The sequence below is a fragment of the Streptomyces sp. NPDC050759 genome (genome assembly GCF_044456945.1).
Lineage (GTDB): Bacteria > Actinomycetota > Actinomycetes > Streptomycetales > Streptomycetaceae > Streptomyces.
On the sequence record NZ_JBITGI010000009.1, the window covers coordinates 265,950 to 283,918 of the forward strand.

Sequence of the window (17,969 nt, forward strand, 5' to 3'; positions counted from 1 at the left end):
CAGTGGCCGACGAGCAGCAGGAACAGGCGTTTCGCATCGAGCACGACTCCATGGGCGAGGTCCGTGTCCCGGTGGACGCCAGGTGGCGGGCCCAGACCCAGCGGGCCGTGGAGAACTTCCCCATCTCCGGACAGCGGATCGAACGGGCGCACATCGAGGCGCTCGCCCGGATCAAGGGGGCGGCCGCGAAGGTGAACGCGCGGCTGGGGGTGCTCGACAAGGACGTCGCGGAGGCGATCCAGGAGGCGGCCGACGAGGTGGCCCGCGGGGACTGGGACGCGCACTTCCCCGTCGACGTCTTCCAGACCGGGTCCGGCACCTCGTCCAACATGAACACCAACGAGGTCATCGCGACGCTGGCGACCGAACGGCTCGGCCGTGACGTGCACCCCAACGACCACGTCAACGCCTCCCAGTCGTCCAACGACGTCTTCCCCTCCTCCATCCACATCGCCGCCACCGCCGCCGTCACCCGGGACCTGATCCCCGCCCTCGACCATCTCGCCACGGCCCTCGCCCGCAAGTCCGAGGAGTTCGCCGATGTCGTCAAGTCCGGGCGGACCCATCTGATGGACGCCACCCCGGTGACCCTGGGGCAGGAGTTCGGGGGGTACGCGGCACAGGTGCGGTACGGCATCGAGCGGCTGCAGGCCTCTCTTCCCCGGCTCGCCGAACTGCCGCTCGGCGGCACCGCGGTCGGCACCGGCATCAACACCCCGCCCGGTTTCCCCGCCGCCGTCATCGAGGAGGTCGCCCGCACCACCGGGCTGCCGCTCACCGAGGCGCGGGACCACTTCGAGGCGCAGGGCGCCCGGGACGGGATCGTCGAGACCAGCGGGCAGCTCAGGACCATCGCGGTCGGTCTGACGAAGATCGCGAACGATCTGCGCTGGATGTCCTCCGGGCCCAGGACCGGGCTCGCGGAGATCTCCCTGCCCGACCTCCAGCCCGGCTCGTCGATCATGCCCGGCAAGGTCAACCCCGTGATCCCGGAGGCCGTCCTCATGGTCGCCGCCCAGGTCGTCGGGAACGACGCGACCGTCGCCACCGCCGGTGCGGCCGGCAACTTCGAGCTCAACGTCATGCTGCCGGTCATCGCCAAGAACGTCCTGGAGTCGGTCCGGCTGCTCGCCAACGTGTCCCGGCTGCTGGCCGACCGGACCGTCGACGGGATCGTCGCGCACCGCGAACGCGCCCGGGAGTACGCCGAGTCCTCGCCCTCCGTGGTCACCCCGCTCAACAAGTACATCGGGTACGAGGAGGCCGCGAAGGTCGCCAAGAAGGCCCTCGCGGAGCTGAAGACGATCCGCCAGGTGGTACTGGAGAGCGGCTATGTCGAACGCGGCGATCTCACGGTGGAGCAACTCGACGAGGCGCTGGATGTCCTGCGGATGACACGGCCGTAACCTTTCCCCGCCCCGGGGTGAACCGTGACGCGCACCGCAGCGTCGTATGCCTATGGCACCTAATATCTGGTCATGGCAGACGGTGGAGCGGTGAGAGCGGTGGAAGCGGGTACGTCGGCGCACTTCTGGGAGCCCGGGAGTCAGATCCTGTGGCGCTACCGGGAGAACGCCGGCGCGCACGTCCACATCGCCCGCCCGGTCACCGTCGTACGCGACGACGAGGACCTGCTCGCCGTGTGGCTGGCACCGGGCACCGAGTGTGTGAGGCCGGTGCTGGCCGACGGCACGTCGGTGCATGCCGAGCCGTTGGAGTCGCGTTACACCAAGCCGCGTTCCGTACAGCGGGACCGCTGGTTCGGCACCGGGGTGCTGAAACTGGCGCGGCCGGGACTGCCGTGGTCGGTGTGGCTGTTCTGGGAGCCGGGCTGGCGGTTCAAGAACTGGTATGTGAACCTCGAGGAGCCACTGGCCCGGTGGGCCGGGGGTGTGGACTCCGAGGATCACTTCCTGGACATCACCGTGGATCCGGACCGCAGGTGGCAGTGGCGGGACGAGGACGAGTTCGCGCAGGCCCAGCAGGACGGACTGATGGGCCCGGACCTGGCCGAACAGGTCAGACAGGCGGGGCGGTCCGCGGTGGAGGTGATCCGCGCCTGGGGCCCGCCGTTCTCGGACGGCTGGCCCGACTGGCGGCCCGATCCGTCCTGGACTGTGCCGCTTCTTCCGGAAGACTGGGACCGTACGCCCGCGCACTTGTCCTCATGAGACCCTTGATGCGCCCCCGGGCTGCAAACGTAGGATCGTCCTCCGCAAGAGTGCGCAGCGGCAACTACCGGAGCGGGCACTGGGCTTGACCGATCGTCACCGAGGGGCGGCAGGACGTGAGCGTGGGGTATGAGGGCAACACCGGTACGGGCCGCGGAAGGTTGACCAAAAACGCAGGAACAGCCCCTGACCACGCGGGAATTCCGTTCCTGGGACACGCATTCCGGGTATCGGCATTTCGGCGGGACCCACTGCGCGTACGGCGCGCAGCCCCGGACGGACGGATTCGACACGCGTGACGGAGCACCCGACCTCCTTCGAACGCCCCCAGCCGGGCGTCGACCCCACGGACCCCCGCGGGGCGCTCCTGCGTTCCCCGGCGCCACCGTCCGCCCAGGGCGTCGAGGCGCCGACGGCTCTGCCCGTCCAGGCCCGCTCCGGTGACCCCACGCCGGACGCGGCACCCGTCGTCCAGGGCAGCAGCGGCACGACCGGCAGGACCGGTAACCACAAGGACATGGGCATGAACCCGGCCGGTACCGGCCCCGAGCACTCCCAGCCGGCCGCCGCCGAGCAGGACACGCATCGCCCGCGGCCGGTACCCGAAGGCGTCCCGGCCCAGCCGGGCGCCGAGCAGGACCGGCCCCAGAGCGGCGTGGGCGGCGAGGAACGCCGTACCGGACAGGGCACGGTCCCCGGCCGGCCCATCCCCATGCGGCGGGACGGCGACCGGCTGCGCTTCGTGGGCGCGGCGACCCGCCGGATCGCGCGCGGCATCGACCTGGACGAGATCGTGATGGGTCTGTGCCGGGCGACCGTGCCGACCTTCTCGGACGCGATCCTCGTCTATCTGCGCGACCCGCTGCCGGTCGGCGACGAGCGGCCCACCGGCCCTCTCGTGCTCCGGCTGCGGCGCAGTGACCGGATTCCGCAGCAGGAGCGGGACCTGGAGGACGGCATCCTGCCGGTGCCGGTGCCGGAGAACCCGACCGAGCTGGACGCCCTCGGCACCGAACTGTGCGAGGTGCAGCCCGGCAGTGCGCTCGCCGAGGTGCTGCGCGGGGTGCGGCCGGTCTTCACGGACACGCCCGCGGCCCGCGCCGCGCTGCCGGAGCTGCTCGGCGAGGGCGGCGAGTACGCCGTACCGACCGGTCGGCGGACGATCCTCGCCCCGCTGCGCGGCCGGCGCCGGGTCATCGGTGCCGCGCTGTTCCTGCGCCGCCCCGACCGCATCCCCTTCGACCCGGACGACCTGCTCGTCGCCGCCCAGCTCGCCACGCACAGCGCGCTCGGCATCGACAAGGCCGTCCTGTACGGCCGTGAGGCGTACATCGCCGACGAGCTGCAGCGCACCATGCTGCCCGAGACGCTCCCGCGGCCGACGGGGGTCCGGCTGGCGTCGCGCTATCTGCCCGCCGCCGAGACGGCCCGGGTGGGCGGGGACTGGTACGACGCGATCCCGCTGCCGGGCAGCCGGGTCGCCCTGGTCGTGGGTGACGTGATGGGCCACTCCATGACGTCCGCGGCGATCATGGGTCAGTTGCGGACCACGGCACAGACGTTGGCCGGGCTCGATCTGCCCCCGCAGGAGGTGCTGCACCACCTCGACGAGCAGGCGCAGCGGCTCGGTACGGACCGTATGGCGACCTGCCTCTACGCCGTGTACGACCCGGTGTCGCACCGCATCACCATCGCCAACGCCGGTCATCCGCCACCGGTGCTGCTGCACCTGGGCGGCCGTGCCGAGGTGCTCCGGGTGCCGCCGGGCGCGCCGATCGGCGTCGGGGGCGTGGACTTCGAGGCCGTGGAACTGGACGCGCCGGCCGGGGCGACGCTGCTGCTGTACACCGACGGGCTCGTCGAGTCCCGGCTGCGGGACGTGTGGACCGGGATAGAGCAGTTGCGGGAGAAGCTCGCCGCGACCGCTCAGCTCACCGGTCCGGATCATCCGCCGCCGCTGGAGGCGTTGTGCGACGAGGTGCTCGACATGCTCGGTCCTGGCGACCGGGACGACGACATCGCGTTGCTCGCTGCTCGCTTCGACGGGATCGCGCCCAGCGATGTGGCGTACTGGTTCCTGGAGCCGGAGGACGCGGCACCGGGGCGTGCCCGGCGGCTCGCGCGGCGGGCACTGTCCCGCTGGGGCATGGAGGACCTCACCGACTCCGTCGAGCTGCTGGTCAGCGAGGTCGTCACCAACGCGGTGCGGTACGCGACCCGGCCGGTGACGCTTCGGTTGCTGCGGACCGATGTGCTGCGGTGCGAGGTCGGGGACGACGTGCCGCAACTGCCGCGGCTGCGCCAGGCCCGGGCCACCGACGAGGGTGGGCGGGGGCTGTACCTCGTCAACCGGCTGGCCCGGCGGTGGGGAGCGACCCGGCTCAGCACCGGCAAGGTGGTGTGGTTCGAGCTCAACAGGAGCTAGCTCGGAGACAGACAGGGGGCGCCCGGCAGAAGCCGGGCGCCCCCTTTTGCTCTGTCGCTATTGGTCGCCGTTCGGGTCGAACGGATTCTCCGGTGAGGTCGTTATCTCGGCCGGAGTGCTCTGCTCGCTGGTCGGCGGAGACTGCGACGGCGACTCCGTCGGCGACTCCGAGGGCGACTCCGTCGGCGACTCCGAGGGCGTCTCCGACGGCTTCTCCTTGGTCGGGGTCGACGACGGCGTCTCGGACTGGGAGAGGGTGGGGCTCGGGGTCCAGCTGGGCTGAACCGCTGCGCCCTGGTCGGTGTCGAGGTCGAACTTGGTGTTCTCGGCCGCGACGCCGAAGGTGTACGCCGCCCAGATCTGCGCCGGGAAGCCACCGCCGTTGACGCGGTCGAGGCCGGCCGTGTTGTACAGCTTGCTCTGCCCGTGGGTCTTGTAGTCCTCACCGAACAGACCGACCGAGGTGACCAGGTCCGGGGTGTAGCCGGTGAACCAGGCCGACTTGTTGTCGTCGGAGGTACCCGTCTTGCCTGCGACCTTGCGGCCGTCACGTGCGGGGTTCTGCTGGACGGCCTTCTTGGCCGTACCGTCGTCGACCACACCGGTCAGCACCGAGGTCACCGTGTCGGCGGCCTCCCGGCTGATGACCTGCTCGCCGATCGGATCGGGCATCTGGAACTCGGTGCCCCCCTGCTCCGCCGACTCGATGATGCTCGGCGTGACCTGCTTGCCGTGGTTGTCGAGGGTGGCGTACACACCGGCCATCTGGATCGGGCTCGCGCCCATCGTGCCCAGGGTGTAGGCGGGCAGCGGCCTCAGCTTGCCGGTGTCCATGCCGAGCTTGGTGGCCGTCGCCAGCACCTTGTCCATGCCGACGTCCACGCCCATCTGCGCGAAGACGGAGTTGATGGACTTGTCCATCGCCGTCTGCACGGTGACCTTGCCGTAGTTCCCGTCGTCCTCGTTCTCGGGAGCGAATCCGACCTTGTCGCCGTTGCTGTCGACGACCTGGCGCTTGCTGGTGCCGTCGTAGATCGTGTTCGCGCCGATCGCCTTGCCGCCCTGCGTCTCGGAGCCGTTCTCCAGCGCGGCGGCGAGGATGACCGGCTTGAAGGTCGACGCGGGCTGGTAGTCGGTGCGGTTGGCGTTGTTGTAGAAGTGCTTGGTGTAGTCGGTGCCGCCGTACAGGGCGACGATCTTCCCCGTCTTGGGGTCGACGGAGGCGGCACCGGCCTGGACGTTCTTGTCGACCGGCCGCTTCTTCGGGTCCAGCTGGCTGGTCAGCTGGGTCTTGACCGCCTTCTCCAGCTGGGCCTGCTTCTTCTTGTCGATGTTCAGGGTGATGGTCCACCCCGAGTTCTCGACCCGGGCCTCCGCCTCGTCCTGGGTGATGCCTTCCTTGGCCACCAGCTGCTTCTCCAGCTGCTGTTTGGCGAGCTTGACGAAGTAGCCCTTCTGCCCCTCCATCCCGGGGGCGGCCTTGGGCTCCTTGGGGACCGGGAACGTCATCTTCGCGCGCTCGGTCTTGTCCAGCCAGCCCTGCTCGACCATGTTGTCCAGGACGTAGTTCCAGCGGGCCGTCACCAGCTTCTTGCCGGTGTCGCTGGCGACCGCCCAGTCGTACTGGCTCGGGGCCTGGAGCAGCGCGGCGAGATAGGCGCCCTGCTCGACGCTGAGCTTCTTGGCGTCGACGCGGTAGTAGTCCTGGGCGGCGGCCTGGATGCCGTAGGCGCCGCGGCCGTAGTAGCTGGTGTTGATGTAGCCGGCGAGGATGTCGTCCTTGGGCGTCTCGCGGTCCACCTTCAGCGAGATGACCAGTTCCTTCAGCTTGCGCGTGACGGTCTGGTCCTGGTCGAGGTAATAGTTTTTGACGTACTGCTGGGTGATCGTGGAGCCACCCTGTTTGCCCTTGCCGGACAAGGTGTTGAACAGCCCGCGGGCGATGCCCTTGAAGTCGACTCCCGCATCCGAGTAGAAGGTCTTGTTCTCCGCGGCCACGAAGGTGCGCTGGACCGGCTTGGGCACTTCGGAGAGGTCGACGATCTCGCGGTTGGTGTCTCCCTCACGGGCCATGACCGAGCCGTTGCTGTACTTGTAGATGTTGCTCTGTTCCTGAGCTTTCGCGTTGCCCTTCGGCACGTCGATCATCATGTACATCACGACGAAGGCGCCGATGCCGAGCAGGGAGAAGGCGAAGAACGTGCCGAGGATCTTCTTCCAGGTGAAGAGCCGGCGTATACCGCTCTTACCTTTCTTGGCGCCCTTCTTACCGCGGGCGGCCGCCTTGCGCGCAGCGGCCCTGCCGCCCGGCGCGACGCCCCCGCCCGGCGCGAGGCCCTCACTCGGCGTCCGGGACGAGCGCGTGGGCGGCGCCGCGCGGCGGCCACCGCGCTGACGTGCTCTTCTCTCTTCCGCTCGTCCCATGGGTCGACTCGCTCCGCTTCCTCATCGGCGGCCACACAGGTTCGTGGCACAGGTCAGCTCAGAAAGCTAACACCGGTCCATATGGCGCAGGACCTTCGATCGGGTCTTCGGGGGGCGTGAGAATCAGCACCCGCCTCCTCGGAACCAGACCTCCGAGAGGGTGTCAAGGTTGCCGGGACGGGGTAATGTGATATCAATTAGTTAGCACTGAGCTAGTCTCGAAACGGGGGACCTCCATGTCCGCGCAAGACTCCGCATCCATCGCCGACACACCCGACATGCCCGCCCCGCGCGTGCGGGAGTTCGCCGCGCACAGCATCGGCGGCGCGCTCGCGCTGCTGCTGGGCCTGGCCGGACTGCTGCTGGCCGTCTTCCTGTTCGCCGCGAGCGGGGAAAGTCCCGGCTACGCCGTCGGCGGGGCCTTCGTCCTGATCGTGGCGCTCATCTCGCTGCGCGGCCTGAACACGGTCGCGCCGGGCGAGGCCCGGGTGGTCCAGCTCTTCGGGCGGTACAAGGGCACGATCCGCCAGGACGGCCTGCGCTGGGTGAACCCCTTCACCTCCCGTACGAAGGTCTCCACCCGGGTCCGCAACCACGAGACCGCCGTCCTCAAGGTCAACGACGCCTACGGCAACCCGATCGAGCTGGCCGCGGTCGTGGTGTGGAAGGTCGAGGACACCGCACAGGCCACCTTCGAGGTGGACAACTTCGTGAAGTTCGTCGCCACCCAGACGGAGACGGCGGTACGGCACATCGCCATCGAGTACCCCTACGACGCCCACGAGGAGGGCGGGCTCTCCCTGCGGGGCAACGCCGACGAGATCACCCAGAAGCTCGCCACCGAGCTGCACGCGCGCGTGGAGTCGGCCGGTGTCCAGATCATCGAGTCCCGCTTCACCCACCTCGCCTACGCGCCGGAGATCGCCTCGGCGATGCTCCAGCGGCAACAGGCCGGCGCGGTCGTCGCGGCCCGGCGGCAGATCGTGGAGGGCGCGGTCGGCATGGTCGAGGAGGCGCTCGCCCGGATCACCGAGCGGGACATCGTCGAGCTGGACGAGGAGCGCAAGGCGGCGATGGTGTCCAACCTGATGGTGGTCCTGTGCGGCGACCGCGCCCCGCAGCCCGTTCTCAACACCGGGACGCTTTACCAGTGACGACACCTTCCGAGGGGGGTTCCCCGGAGCGGCGGCCTCAGCAGCGCAAGCAGGTGCTGCTGAGGCTGGACCCGCTGGTGTACGAGGCGCTGGCGCGCTGGGCCGGGGACGAGCTGCGGTCGGCGAACGCGCAGATCGAGTTCCTGCTGCGCCGGGCCCTGAAGGAGGCCGGCCGGCTTCCCGGTGACACGGGGCCGCTGCCGCGCCGGGGACGGCCGCCCAAGGATGCCCAGGACCCGTAGCAGAACCGTGACAATCGGTCCTCACCTGCGCCTCCATACGCCCCGGACTCGACTGCACACCCCGCGTATACACGAGGGGTATACACCGCATGTACAGTCCTCTCCATGTCCATCGGTCACACCCTCCTAGGGCTCCTGGAGTCCGGGCCCCGCCACGGTTACGACCTCAAGCGGGCCTTCGACGAGAAGTTCGGTCATGACCGGCCGCTGCACTACGGCCAGGTCTACTCGACGATGTCGCGGCTGCTGAAGAACGGGCTCGTCGAAGTCGACGGGATCGAGCCCGGCGGCGGCCCCGAGCGCAAGCGGTACGCCATCACCGACGCCGGGATCACCGACGTCCAGCGGTGGCTCGCTACGCCGGAGAAGCCCGAGCCGTATCTCCAGTCCACGCTGTACACCAAGGTCGTCCTCGCGCTGCTCACGCACCGGGACGCGGGTGACATCCTCGACAACCAGCGCGCCGAGCACCTGCGGATGATGCGCATCCTCACCGACCGCAAGCGCAAGGGCGACCTCGCCGACCAGCTGATCTGCGACCACGCCCTGTTCCATCTGGAAGCCGACCTGCGCTGGCTGGAGCTCACCGCCGCGCGTCTCGACAAGCTCGCGGAGGTGGTGGTCAAGTGACCCCGGCCGGTTCCCTGCTCGTGGCCGACGAGCTGCGCAAGACCTACGGTCCGACCGTCGCCCTCGACGGCGCCGAGTTCTCCATCCACCCCGGCGAGGTCGTCGCCGTGATGGGCCCTTCCGGGTCCGGCAAGTCGACCCTGCTGCACTGTCTCGCCGGGATCGTCACGCCCGACTCGGGCTCGATCACCTACAACGGCCGGGAGATGGCCACGATGAACGACGCCGAGCGCAGTGCGCTCCGGCGCTCCGAGTTCGGGTTCGTCTTCCAGTTCGGTCAGCTCGTCCCCGAGCTGACCTGCGTGGAGAACGTGGCGCTGCCGCTGCGGCTCAACGGCACGTCCCGCAAGGAGGCCGAGAAGGCGGCGCTGGGCTGGATGGAACGCCTCGAGGTCGACGACCTGAGGAAGAAGCGGCCCGGCGAGGTGTCCGGCGGTCAGGGGCAGCGCGTGGCCGTGGCCCGCTCCCTGGTGACCAACCCGCGCGTGCTGTTTGCCGACGAGCCGACCGGCGCGCTCGACTCCCTCAACGGCGAGCGTGTCATGGACCTGCTCACCGAGGCCGCCCGGTCCACCAACGCGGCCGTCGTCCTCGTCACGCACGAGGCACGGGTGGCCGCCTACTCCGACCGCGAGATCGTCGTACGGGACGGGAAGTCCCGGGACATGGAGCGGGTCGTATGAGTCTCAGGCAGTGGTGGAGAGACCTCGCCATGGGGGGCAGGTTCGCCTTCGCGGGCGGACGCGAGGGATGGGTCCGGGCGCTGCTGACCGCGGTCGGCGTGGGCCTGGGGGTGGCGCTGCTGCTGCTGACCACCGCGCTGCCGAACGCGCTGGCGGTCCGGCACGAGCGGGGCGACGCCCGTGCGGACATCAACTACGGGCAAGACATGAAGAAGGCCGACAACACCCTGCTGTCGGGGAACGCGTCGACCACCTTCCGGGACACCGAGATCCGCGGCCGGGACCTGGAGCCCGAGGGGCCGAAGGCGCCCCTGCCGCCCGGGGTCGCGAAGTTCCCCGCGGTCGGCGAGATGGTCGTCTCCCCCGCGCTGAAGAAACTGCTGGAATCCGAGGACGGCAAGCTGCTGCGGGAGCGGCTGCCGAACCGGATCGCCGGGACGATCGCCGAGAGCGGGCTGATCGGCTCCCACGAACTCGCCTTCTACCGCGGGGCCGAGGGGCTCGCCGCCCAGGACATCAACGGCGCCGGGATCAGCCGGATCGACAAGTACGGGAACCCGAACCCGACCGAGTCGGACTCCGACCCGGTGCTGGTGCTGCTGGTCCTGGTCGTCTTCGTGGTGCTGCTGATGCCGGTCGCCGTGTTCATCACGGCGGCCGCGCGCTTCGGCGGCGAGCGGCGCGACCGACGGCTCGCGGCCCTGCGTCTGGTGGGTGCCGACGGCCGCTCGACCCGGCGGATCGCCGCCGGCGAGGCGTTGGCGGGTTCGGTGCTCGGTCTCGTGCTCGGCACCGGGTTCTTCCTGATCGGCCGCGAAGTGGCGGGCTCCGTCGAGGTGTTCGGGCAGAGCGTGTTCCCGAGCTATCTCAACCCCTCGCCGCTGCTGGCCCTGCTGGTCGCGGTCGCGGTGCCCGCGGCGGCCGTGCTGGTGACGCTGCTCGCCCTGCGGGGCGTGGTGATCGAGCCGCTCGGCGTGGTGCGTACGGCGAAGCCCGCGCGACGCAGGCTGTGGTGGCGGCTGCTGCTGCCGCTGGCCGGGCTCGGGATGCTGTACCCGATGGTCGGACAGGGCCGGGACGGCGGCGACTTCAACCAGTACCTCGTCAGCGGCGGTGTCATCCTGCTGCTTGTCGGTGTGACCGCGCTGCTGCCGTGGATCGTCGAGGCGGTCGTGGCCCGGCTGGGCGCGGGCGCGGTGTCCTGGCAACTGGCCGTGCGCAGGCTCCAGTTGAGCAGCGGCACGGCGGCCCGGATGGTCAACGGCATCGCGGTGGCGGTGGCCGGGGCGATCGCGCTGCAGATGCTGTTCGCGGGCACCTCGAGCGCCTACACGAAGGACACCGGCTACGACATCTCGCGGGCGCAGATGCAGGTGACCGTCCCGAAGGGGAAGGCGCTCGCGGCGACCGCGAAGGAACTGGCCGCGACCAAGGGCGTCCGGCAGGTGTACGCGTTCGACGAGGGCTTCGTCAACGACGGCACGGGCGAAGACGCGAACTGGGCCCGGGTGACCGTCGCCGACTGCACGTCCCTGCGTGAGGTGGCCAAGCTGCCCTCCTGCCGCGACGGCGACATCTTCGTCTCGCATGTCGCGCCGGCGGCGGGCGAGGGCGACACCGACAGGCAGAACGCCGACGACGCGTCGAACGTGACGGCCCGGCCCGGCGAGAAGCTCTACTTCGACACCTCCGAGGCCGCGGAGAAGCAGACCTCGGTCGTCTGGACGGTCCCGAAGGCCGTCAAGCAGGCGGAGTCCATCGCCGACCCGACGGGCTACCGGCGCGGCGGAATCCTGCTCACCCCGGGCGCCTTCCCGGCACAGGCCGCGGCGGGGGTGCGCGGAGAGATCTATGTGCGGGTGGACGACTCGCTGCCGGACGCGCGCGACCACGTCCGCAACACGGCCGCCCGGATCAACCCGTACGAGGAGCCCATGACCTGGGTGTCCACCGAGAGCAACGACCGCTACTCCTCCATCCGCACCGGCCTGTTCGTGGGCGCCGTCTGTGTCCTCGCGCTGATCGGGGCGAGCCTGCTGGTCTCCCAGCTGGAACAGCTGCGCGAGCGCAGGAAGCTGCTGTCGGCGCTGGTCGCCTTCGGCACCAGACGGCGCACCCTCAGCCTGTCGGTGCTGTGGCAGACGGCGATCCCGGTCGGGCTCGGTCTGCTGCTGGCCTCGGCGGTGGGGCTGACGCTGGGCGTGGTCCTGCTGAAGATGACCGACACCTCGGTGCGCGTGGACTGGTCGAGCGTGCTGTCGATGACCGGCGTGGGCGCCGGTGTCGTCCTGGTGGTGACGCTGCTGAGCCTGCCGCCGCTGCTCAGGCTGATGCGGCCGGACGGGCTGCGGACGGAGTAACCGCCCGCAGCCGGCCTCCACTCAGAGGCTGTACTCCTTCACCACCCGCCGGACCTGGGCGAACAGCATGCCGACGTTGACCGACTTGCGGCAGACCACCACGGCCACGACGTCCTGCTGTTCGCTCAGCCGCACGAACAGGTGCGTGAGGTTCTCGCTGTTGACCAGGATCTCCTGGAAGAAGTGGTTGTCACTGGCGACCCCGCGGCGCTCCTTGAAGACGTCCTCGATCATCACGACCGTACGGCCCTGGAACAGGTCGAGGGTCGCACCCGCCAGGAGGTCCAGGACCTCCGGCGGGTGGTTCTCGACGGTCTCGTACGACAGCAGCATGCCGGTGGACATGTCGACCACACCGGACGCCACACAGTCGGGGGCATCGGTGCGAAGGGACTTGACCAGGCCCATCACCTGGTCGGAGAAACCTGAGGTCATACGCTTCGTCGCCATCCCTTCAGACTCCTTCTGGCGCTTTCTCGGTCGCCTTGTCGGTGAGGATCGAGCCGATCCGGTTCAGCGTCGGCTGGGTCGCCCGGTGCAGGTGGTCCAGGTCCATGCCCTCGTCGCCGAGCACCACCATCAGGGCGGTGTCACCGACGGCGTAGAAGGCGGCGCAGCCGTGGCTGCCGTATGTCACCGTCCGGCGCAGCGCGCCGCGGGCGGTCGCCCCGGCGGTGCGCCGGGCCAGGCCGAGACCGGCCGCGGCGAGCGCGGCGAGGCCCTCCGGGTCGATCGAGTCGGCGGTGTCCGCGGCGATGAGCAGTCCGTCCGCGGCGGCGACCGCGGTGTCGGTGATTCCGGTGACCTGTTCGCGCAGACCACGCATTTCGAGCGCCAGGGCTTTGTGATCCATGTACTCAACTCCCCTCATTCTGTTCACATCTGGTCGGCTTTTTCATGTGGGCGTTCCGTTCCGGAGTCGGAAGAAGCTGCCGGGTTTTCGGCGGGGCAGATCGGTTCGGGTCGGGGACGGGGACTGCTCCACGGTCGTGGGCGTGCGAGGCCGCAGTTCGTCGCCGTCGGGAAGAGAGCGGACCGCGATGGGCGTGGCCGGTCCGGCGCACACCAGGAGCCCCTCCTCGAGCATGCGCGCGACCTCGACCGACACGGTGTAGACACCGCGCCCGACCCGGAAGGCGAGATCGCGGGCCGTACTGCGGCCGTCGGCGTGCGTGAGCAACTCGCGCCGCAGGGACCCGGATCCGTTGTCCGTGCCCGAGCGCACGGGCCGTTCCCGGTCGGGGTGCACCGGGTGCGGCAGCGCGGCGAGGGCGGTGAGTCTGCGGAGCGCGTCCTGCAGCAGCCGCAGGGGCGGCTCACCCAGGGGGACCTGCGCGAACGGCTCCGCGGTGGCGCGGCGCTCGCAGTCCTCCACCCGGCCCGCGGCCATCGCGAACGCGGCATCGTGCAGGGCCAGCGCGCACACCACCCGCAGCTGCGCGGCCCCCGCGTAGCCGTGGGCGATGAGCGCGGTGGCCGGCCAGCGCGATCCGCCGGACTCCCGCACCAGCTCGGCCCACTGCTCGCCGCTGACCCGCCCGGAGCGCAGCAGCAGCGCCTCGGGTCCCGGGGCGCCGGGCGACTCCACGGCGACCACCCGGCCGTGCCCGAAGTGGAAGGTGCCACCAGGTGTCCCGGTGATCCGCAGCTCTCCGGTGTAGCCGTCACGGCCGCACGCGGCCAGGGCCTGTGCCAGGTGTTCGTGGCCCGACATCACACCCCCCGCCGCCTCGCACATACGCCTGACGCGTAGCGCTGAGGAGGGAATGTGTATCAGTCCGGGCGCATATTCCGGGGGCTGGTTTCCTACCTGCCGCTAGTTGACGGAAGTTGAGTCCGTGGGCTGCTCAAAACACTGTGTTCGGCGCTCATTTGACCGAATCCGAGGCAGGTTTTTCAGTGTCCGGGGGAGGTTCCGCCGGGCCCTGTTCATCCGCTACGACCTCGTCCTCGATCTCGGGTGACGCCGACTGTTCCTCGGCGTACGCCTTGAGGTAGCTCACCACCGTGTTCGTCACCGCCACCAGCGGTACGGCCACCACCGCGCCGCCGATGCCGGCCACCATGCCGCCCGTCGCGACCGTGAGGACGACCGCGAGCGGATGGACGCGCACCGCGCGGCCGAGGATGAACGGCTGGAGGATGTGGCCCTCGATCTGCTGGACGGCGAGGACCACCACGAGGGTCATCACCGCCGTGAACACGCCCTGCGTGACCAGCGCGACCAGCACCGCCAGCGCCCCGGAGGCGACCGCGCCGACGAGCGGGATGAACGAGAACAGGAAGATGAAGACGGCCAGCGGGACGGCCATGGGGACGTCGAGGAAGTAGATGCCGATGCCGATGAAGACGGCGTCGATGAGGGCCACGAGGACCGTGCCGCGGACGTAGGCGGTCAGGGTGCGCCAGGCGCGCGGTCCCGCCCCGGCCACGGCGGGCCGGGCGGCCGCGGGGACCAGCTTCAGCGTCCACGCCCAGATGCGCCGGCCGTCGTAGAGCAGGAAGAGCGTGGAGAAGAAGGTCAGCAGGATGCCGGTGAGCGCCTCCACGACGACCTGGACGCCCTCCAGGCCCGCCGACGTGATCTGGTCGGTGTTGGCGCCGACCGCCTCCCGCAGGTTCTTCGCTATCTGGTTGATCTGCTTGTCGGTGACATGGAAGGGACTCTTCAGGAGCCAGTTGCGCAGGTCGTCGATGCCGCTCTGGATCTGGTCGGAGAGGTCGTCGATGTTCTCCATGACCTGCCAGGTCACGAACCAGCCCATAAGGCCGATCACGACGAAGCCCAGGATCGCGGTGAGAGCCGTGGCGGGGCCGCGCGGGACGCCGTGCCGCATGAGGCGGGCCACCGTCGGCTGGAGCAGCGCGGTGATGAGCAGGGCGACGACGAAGGCGAAGACGACGAGCTGTACGGAGCTGATGACCCGCATCAGCACCCAGACGGTGCCCGCGAGCACCAGGAGCCGCCAGCCGGCCTCGGCGGCGACCCGTACGCCCCACGGCACGGCCTGCGCGGGATCGGGGCGGGGAACCAGCACGACGGGCGCGCGGGAGGCGGCGCTCGACGGCTTCTTCGGCCCCCGCTCAGGCGCCTCGGCCGCGTCGGCCTCGGCCTCCTCGCGGGCCACCTCCGCGCGGCGCTCGTCCAACCGCTCACCCATATCGGTCAGTCGGTTACCGACCCGACCGAGCCACCCTGGCACTCGCGACATGATCCGTCCTCTTCCCCCGTCTCTCCTCACCACTCCCCCCTGGAGTCGTCCGGTCCGACCGTACATGGCTGAAGCCCCTCCCCCTAGGACGGGGAGGGGCTTCGCGAGGTTGAGAGCCGGGCGCGCTCAGTACCAGTGGTTGGCCTGCCAGAACGACCAGGCCTCACAGGGGCTGCCGTATCGGCTGTCCATGTAGTTGAGGCCCCACTTGATCTGGGTGGCCGGGTTGGTCTGCCAGTCGGAGCCGACCGACGACATCTTGGAGCCCGGCAGGGCCTGGAAGAGACCGTAGGCACCGGAGGAGGCGTTGACGGCCCGGTAGTTCCAGCTGGACTCGTGGTCCACGATGTTGCTGAAGCACTGGAACTGCCCGCTCGGCACCATCGAGGCAGCCATCGACTGGATCTGCGCGACGGTGTACGAGCTCTGCACCGGGAAGCTGGAGGAACTCCTGCTGGCCTTTTCCTTGGCCTCGGCGCGTTCCTTGGCTTCCTTGGCCGCCTGCTCGGCGGCCTCCTTCTTCTCGATCGCGGACTTGGCGGCGGCCTTGCGCGCCGACTCCTCCGCGACCTTCTTGGCGCTCGCGTCCGCGGCGATGGCCTGGGTGTCGGCCTGCTGCGTGAGGGACGCGGTCTGCACCTGAGCCTGCTCACCCGCGGGGAGGTCCGCCAGGAGCGTCGTGCCGTCTGCCGTCGCCTCGGCGTCGTTCGGCTGCGCGACACTGCCGGAGGCAACTCCGACAACGCTTCCGACAGCGGTGACCGCGGTGGCGGAGGCCACTGCGAATCCCCGGACCGAAATCGGGCTCACACGGTTTCCTTCCAGCATCGCCCGCTTCGGTGACCCTGGCGGACGCAATCGTGCCCCTAGACACTGGCCTCCCAACTAACGGGGTCACGGGAGGCACGGGCCCGGTGGGCAACTCCCTCGCGGGGAGCGCCGCATGGTGCGCGGGCGGCATACGACGACGCTGTGGAGTTGGTGGTGTTGCTGTGGTGCCGTACCGCTGGGGGTACAGATGTGTCGTATGCGGGGCCTGACAGGACTGAGACTCTGCCGCAACCGGACGCCGGGTGGCAATTCTGAGTTGCGTGTGAAAGCTCACATCCCGTTTGGGCCCTGGGATTTCGAGAAACAGCACCACGCGAAGGCGCCGCCCGGCTAGGCTCTTGGCCTTTCCGGACGGCGCCAACTGGCCCCGCTTTTCCCCCTGGTTGTCCTAGATGTGACCGTCTTCGAGCATTTCGGTCACAAGGGCCGCGATCTGGGACCTCTCGGACCTCGTCAGCGTGACGTGGGCGAAGAGGGGGTGCCCCTTCAGCTTCTCCACCACGGCGACCACACCGTCGTAGCGACCGACCCTCAGATTGTCCCGCTGGGCCACGTCATGGGTCAGAACGACCCGTGAATTCGCGCCGATTCGGGACAGAACGGTGAGAAGTACATTCCGTTCCAGGGACTGCGCCTCGTCCACGATCACGAACGCGTCGTGGAGCGAGCGGCCGCGGATGTGGGTGAGCGGCAGCACCTCGAGCATGCCGCGCGCGGTGACCTCCTCGATGACCTCGCGGCTGGTGACCGCGGACAGCGTGTCGAAGACCGCCTGCGCCCAGGGGCTCATCTTCTCGGACTCGGAGCCCGGCAGATAGCCCAGTTCCTGCCCGCCGACCGCGTAGAGCGGACGGAAGACCATGACCTTCTTGTGCTGGCGGCGCTCCAGGACCGCCTCCAGACCCGCGCACAGCGCGAGCGCCGACTTGCCGGTGCCGGCCCGGCCGCCCATGGACACGATCCCGATGTCCGGGTCGAGGAGGATGTCCAGCGCGATGCGCTGCTCCGCACTCCTCCCCTTGATGCCGAACGCCTCCCGGTCGCCGCGCACCAGACGGACGTTGCCCTCGGGCGAGACCCGGCCGAGGGCCTTGCCGCGCTCCGAGTGGATCGTCAGCCCGGTGTGCACGGGGATGTCGGCGGCCTCGGGAACGTAGACGTGCCCCTCCTCGAAGAGGATGTCCACCTGTTCGCCCGGCAGGGTCAGCTCGGACATTCCGGTCCAGCCGGAGTTCTCCGTGATGGCGAGCTCGGCGCGGTACTCCTCGGCGAGGAGTCCGACCGAGGACGCCTTGATCCTGAGCGGGAGGTCCTTCGACACGACGGTGACGTCGAACCCCTCGGCCTGCAGATTGCGGGCGACCGCGAGGATGCGGGAGTCGTTGTCACCAAGGCGGTATCCGGACGGCAGCACGCTGGGGTCCGAGTGGTTGAGCTCGACACGGACGGTCCCGCCGAGATCCCCGATCGGGATGGGGGCGTCGAGTCGGCCGAACCGGACCCGGAACTCGTCGAGCAGCCGCAGGGCCTGCCGGGCGAAGTAGCCGAGTTCGGGATGGTGCCTCTTGGCCTCCAGCTCCGTGACCACGACGATGGGGAGCACGACCTCGTGCTCGTCGAAGCGGTTCAGGGCGTGTGGATCGGCCAGCAGGACGCTGGTGTCGAGAACATAGGTGCGCCGGTCAGGCATGCGGCGCTTTGTGCTGGTCACCACGGAAGGACGTACCCCCTCGGATGAGGTCGGGGAGCGACGGAGTGGAGCTGGACCGGTCGTCGGCCCGTTTGCACGGACCGGGGACCGGCCCTCCACTGCTTCTTCCGTGCTGTGACCGCACGG

The 17,969-nt window shown here is 69.7% G+C and carries 15 protein-coding genes; 8 read left to right on the forward strand and 7 right to left on the reverse strand.

Translation table 11 applies throughout. The features are described 5' to 3' along the window. The first annotated feature begins 2 nt into the window (after nt 1-2). The 3 genes from ACIBJB_RS26695 (at nt 3) to ACIBJB_RS26705 (ending at nt 4,596) form a co-directional block, all read left to right on the forward strand. A complete protein-coding gene (locus ACIBJB_RS26695; protein ID WP_398933786.1) occupies nt 3-1,406 on the forward strand; it encodes a class II fumarate hydratase in 1,404 nt (467 codons plus the stop codon). A gap of 72 nt (nt 1,407-1,478) precedes the next feature. Then, nucleotides 1,479-2,171 (forward strand): DUF402 domain-containing protein, encoded by a 693-nt coding sequence (locus ACIBJB_RS26700; protein ID WP_398933788.1) that lies wholly within the window; start codon nt 1,479-1,481, stop codon nt 2,169-2,171. Between the two features lie 295 nt (nt 2,172-2,466). Continuing rightward, nucleotides 2,467-4,596: a SpoIIE family protein phosphatase gene (locus ACIBJB_RS26705; RefSeq protein ID WP_398933790.1), complete on the forward strand. Its 2,130-nt coding sequence runs from the start codon at nt 2,467-2,469 to the stop codon at nt 4,594-4,596. Nucleotides 4,597-4,653: 57 nt separating this feature from the next. Here ACIBJB_RS26705 and ACIBJB_RS26710 read toward each other — a convergent pair whose 3' ends face one another. Continuing rightward, nucleotides 4,654-7,020 (reverse strand): transglycosylase domain-containing protein, encoded by a 2,367-nt coding sequence (locus tag ACIBJB_RS26710; RefSeq protein WP_398933792.1) that lies wholly within the window; start codon nt 7,018-7,020, stop codon nt 4,654-4,656. Nucleotides 7,021-7,256: 236 nt separating this feature from the next. Here ACIBJB_RS26710 and ACIBJB_RS26715 point away from each other — a divergent pair, with 236 nt between their 5' ends. From ACIBJB_RS26715 to ACIBJB_RS26735, 5 genes are all read left to right on the forward strand, one after another. Further along, a complete protein-coding gene (locus ACIBJB_RS26715; protein ID WP_398933794.1) occupies nt 7,257-8,174 on the forward strand; it encodes an SPFH domain-containing protein in 918 nt (305 codons plus the stop codon). After that, complete coding sequence (locus ACIBJB_RS26720) at nt 8,120-8,416, forward strand: hypothetical protein (RefSeq protein WP_398933796.1); 297 nt, start codon at nt 8,120-8,122, stop codon at nt 8,414-8,416. Before ACIBJB_RS26715 ends, ACIBJB_RS26720 begins: the two co-directional genes overlap by 55 nt. A gap of 105 nt (nt 8,417-8,521) precedes the next feature. Then, the gene (locus tag ACIBJB_RS26725; RefSeq protein ID WP_057609981.1) at nt 8,522-9,046 is read left to right on the forward strand and encodes a PadR family transcriptional regulator; all 525 of its coding nucleotides are present in this window, start codon (nt 8,522-8,524) and stop codon (nt 9,044-9,046) included. Further along, nucleotides 9,043-9,729: an ABC transporter ATP-binding protein gene (locus ACIBJB_RS26730; protein WP_057609980.1), complete on the forward strand. Its 687-nt coding sequence runs from the start codon at nt 9,043-9,045 to the stop codon at nt 9,727-9,729. The genes ACIBJB_RS26725 and ACIBJB_RS26730 overlap by 4 nt, the downstream gene beginning before the upstream one ends. Continuing rightward, nucleotides 9,726-12,089 carry an ABC transporter permease gene (locus ACIBJB_RS26735; RefSeq protein ID WP_398933799.1) on the forward strand — a complete coding sequence of 788 codons (2,364 nt, stop codon included), beginning with the start codon at nt 9,726-9,728 and terminating at the stop codon, nt 12,087-12,089. The genes ACIBJB_RS26730 and ACIBJB_RS26735 overlap by 4 nt, the downstream gene beginning before the upstream one ends. 21 nt (nt 12,090-12,110) lie before the next feature. Here ACIBJB_RS26735 and ACIBJB_RS26740 read toward each other — a convergent pair whose 3' ends face one another. The 6 genes from ACIBJB_RS26740 to ACIBJB_RS26765 all read right to left on the reverse strand — a co-directional run bounded on the left by ACIBJB_RS26740 (nt 12,111) and on the right by ACIBJB_RS26765 (nt 17,846). Further along, entirely contained in the window at nt 12,111-12,539 is a 429-nt protein-coding gene (locus tag ACIBJB_RS26740; RefSeq protein ID WP_398933801.1) for a hypothetical protein, read from the reverse strand. Nucleotides 12,540-12,543: 4 nt separating this feature from the next. Continuing rightward, nucleotides 12,544-12,942, reverse strand: a complete 399-nt coding sequence (locus tag ACIBJB_RS26745) for a roadblock/LC7 domain-containing protein (protein WP_069763352.1) — start codon at nt 12,940-12,942, stop codon at nt 12,544-12,546. Nucleotides 12,943-12,984: 42 nt separating this feature from the next. Continuing rightward, on the reverse strand, nt 12,985-13,803 hold the full coding sequence (locus tag ACIBJB_RS26750; protein WP_398933803.1) for a MarR family transcriptional regulator: 819 nt from the start codon (nt 13,801-13,803) through the stop codon (nt 12,985-12,987). A gap of 154 nt (nt 13,804-13,957) precedes the next feature. Continuing rightward, a complete protein-coding gene (locus tag ACIBJB_RS26755) occupies nt 13,958-15,301 on the reverse strand; it encodes an AI-2E family transporter (protein WP_398933805.1) in 1,344 nt (447 codons plus the stop codon). Between the two features lie 126 nt (nt 15,302-15,427). After that, nucleotides 15,428-16,111 carry a transglycosylase SLT domain-containing protein gene (locus ACIBJB_RS26760; protein ID WP_398933807.1) on the reverse strand — a complete coding sequence of 228 codons (684 nt, stop codon included), beginning with the start codon at nt 16,109-16,111 and terminating at the stop codon, nt 15,428-15,430. A gap of 409 nt (nt 16,112-16,520) precedes the next feature. Next, nucleotides 16,521-17,846 (reverse strand): PhoH family protein, encoded by a 1,326-nt coding sequence (locus ACIBJB_RS26765; RefSeq protein ID WP_398933809.1) that lies wholly within the window; start codon nt 17,844-17,846, stop codon nt 16,521-16,523. Between the last annotated feature and the right edge of the window lie 123 nt (nt 17,847-17,969).

Bases quoted from the DNA above. Each gene is read 5' to 3' on its own strand.
- ACIBJB_RS26700 (WP_398933788.1), top strand. From the start codon at position 1,479: ATGGCAGACGGTGGAGCGGTGAGAGCGGTGGAAGCGGGTACGTCGGCG.
- ACIBJB_RS26710 (WP_398933792.1), bottom strand. From the start codon at position 7,020: ATGGGACGAGCGGAAGAGAGAAGAGCACGTCAGCGCGGTGGCCGCCGC.
- ACIBJB_RS26715 (WP_398933794.1), top strand. From the start codon at position 7,257: ATGTCCGCGCAAGACTCCGCATCCATCGCCGACACACCCGACATGCCC.
- ACIBJB_RS26725 (WP_057609981.1), top strand. From the start codon at position 8,522: ATGTCCATCGGTCACACCCTCCTAGGGCTCCTGGAGTCCGGGCCCCGC.
- ACIBJB_RS26735 (WP_398933799.1), top strand. From the start codon at position 9,726: ATGAGTCTCAGGCAGTGGTGGAGAGACCTCGCCATGGGGGGCAGGTTC.
- ACIBJB_RS26740 (WP_398933801.1), bottom strand. From the start codon at position 12,539: ATGGCGACGAAGCGTATGACCTCAGGTTTCTCCGACCAGGTGATGGGC.
- ACIBJB_RS26745 (WP_069763352.1), bottom strand. From the start codon at position 12,942: ATGGATCACAAAGCCCTGGCGCTCGAAATGCGTGGTCTGCGCGAACAG.
- ACIBJB_RS26750 (WP_398933803.1), bottom strand. From the start codon at position 13,803: ATGTCGGGCCACGAACACCTGGCACAGGCCCTGGCCGCGTGCGGCCGT.
- ACIBJB_RS26755 (WP_398933805.1), bottom strand. From the start codon at position 15,301: ATGTCGCGAGTGCCAGGGTGGCTCGGTCGGGTCGGTAACCGACTGACC.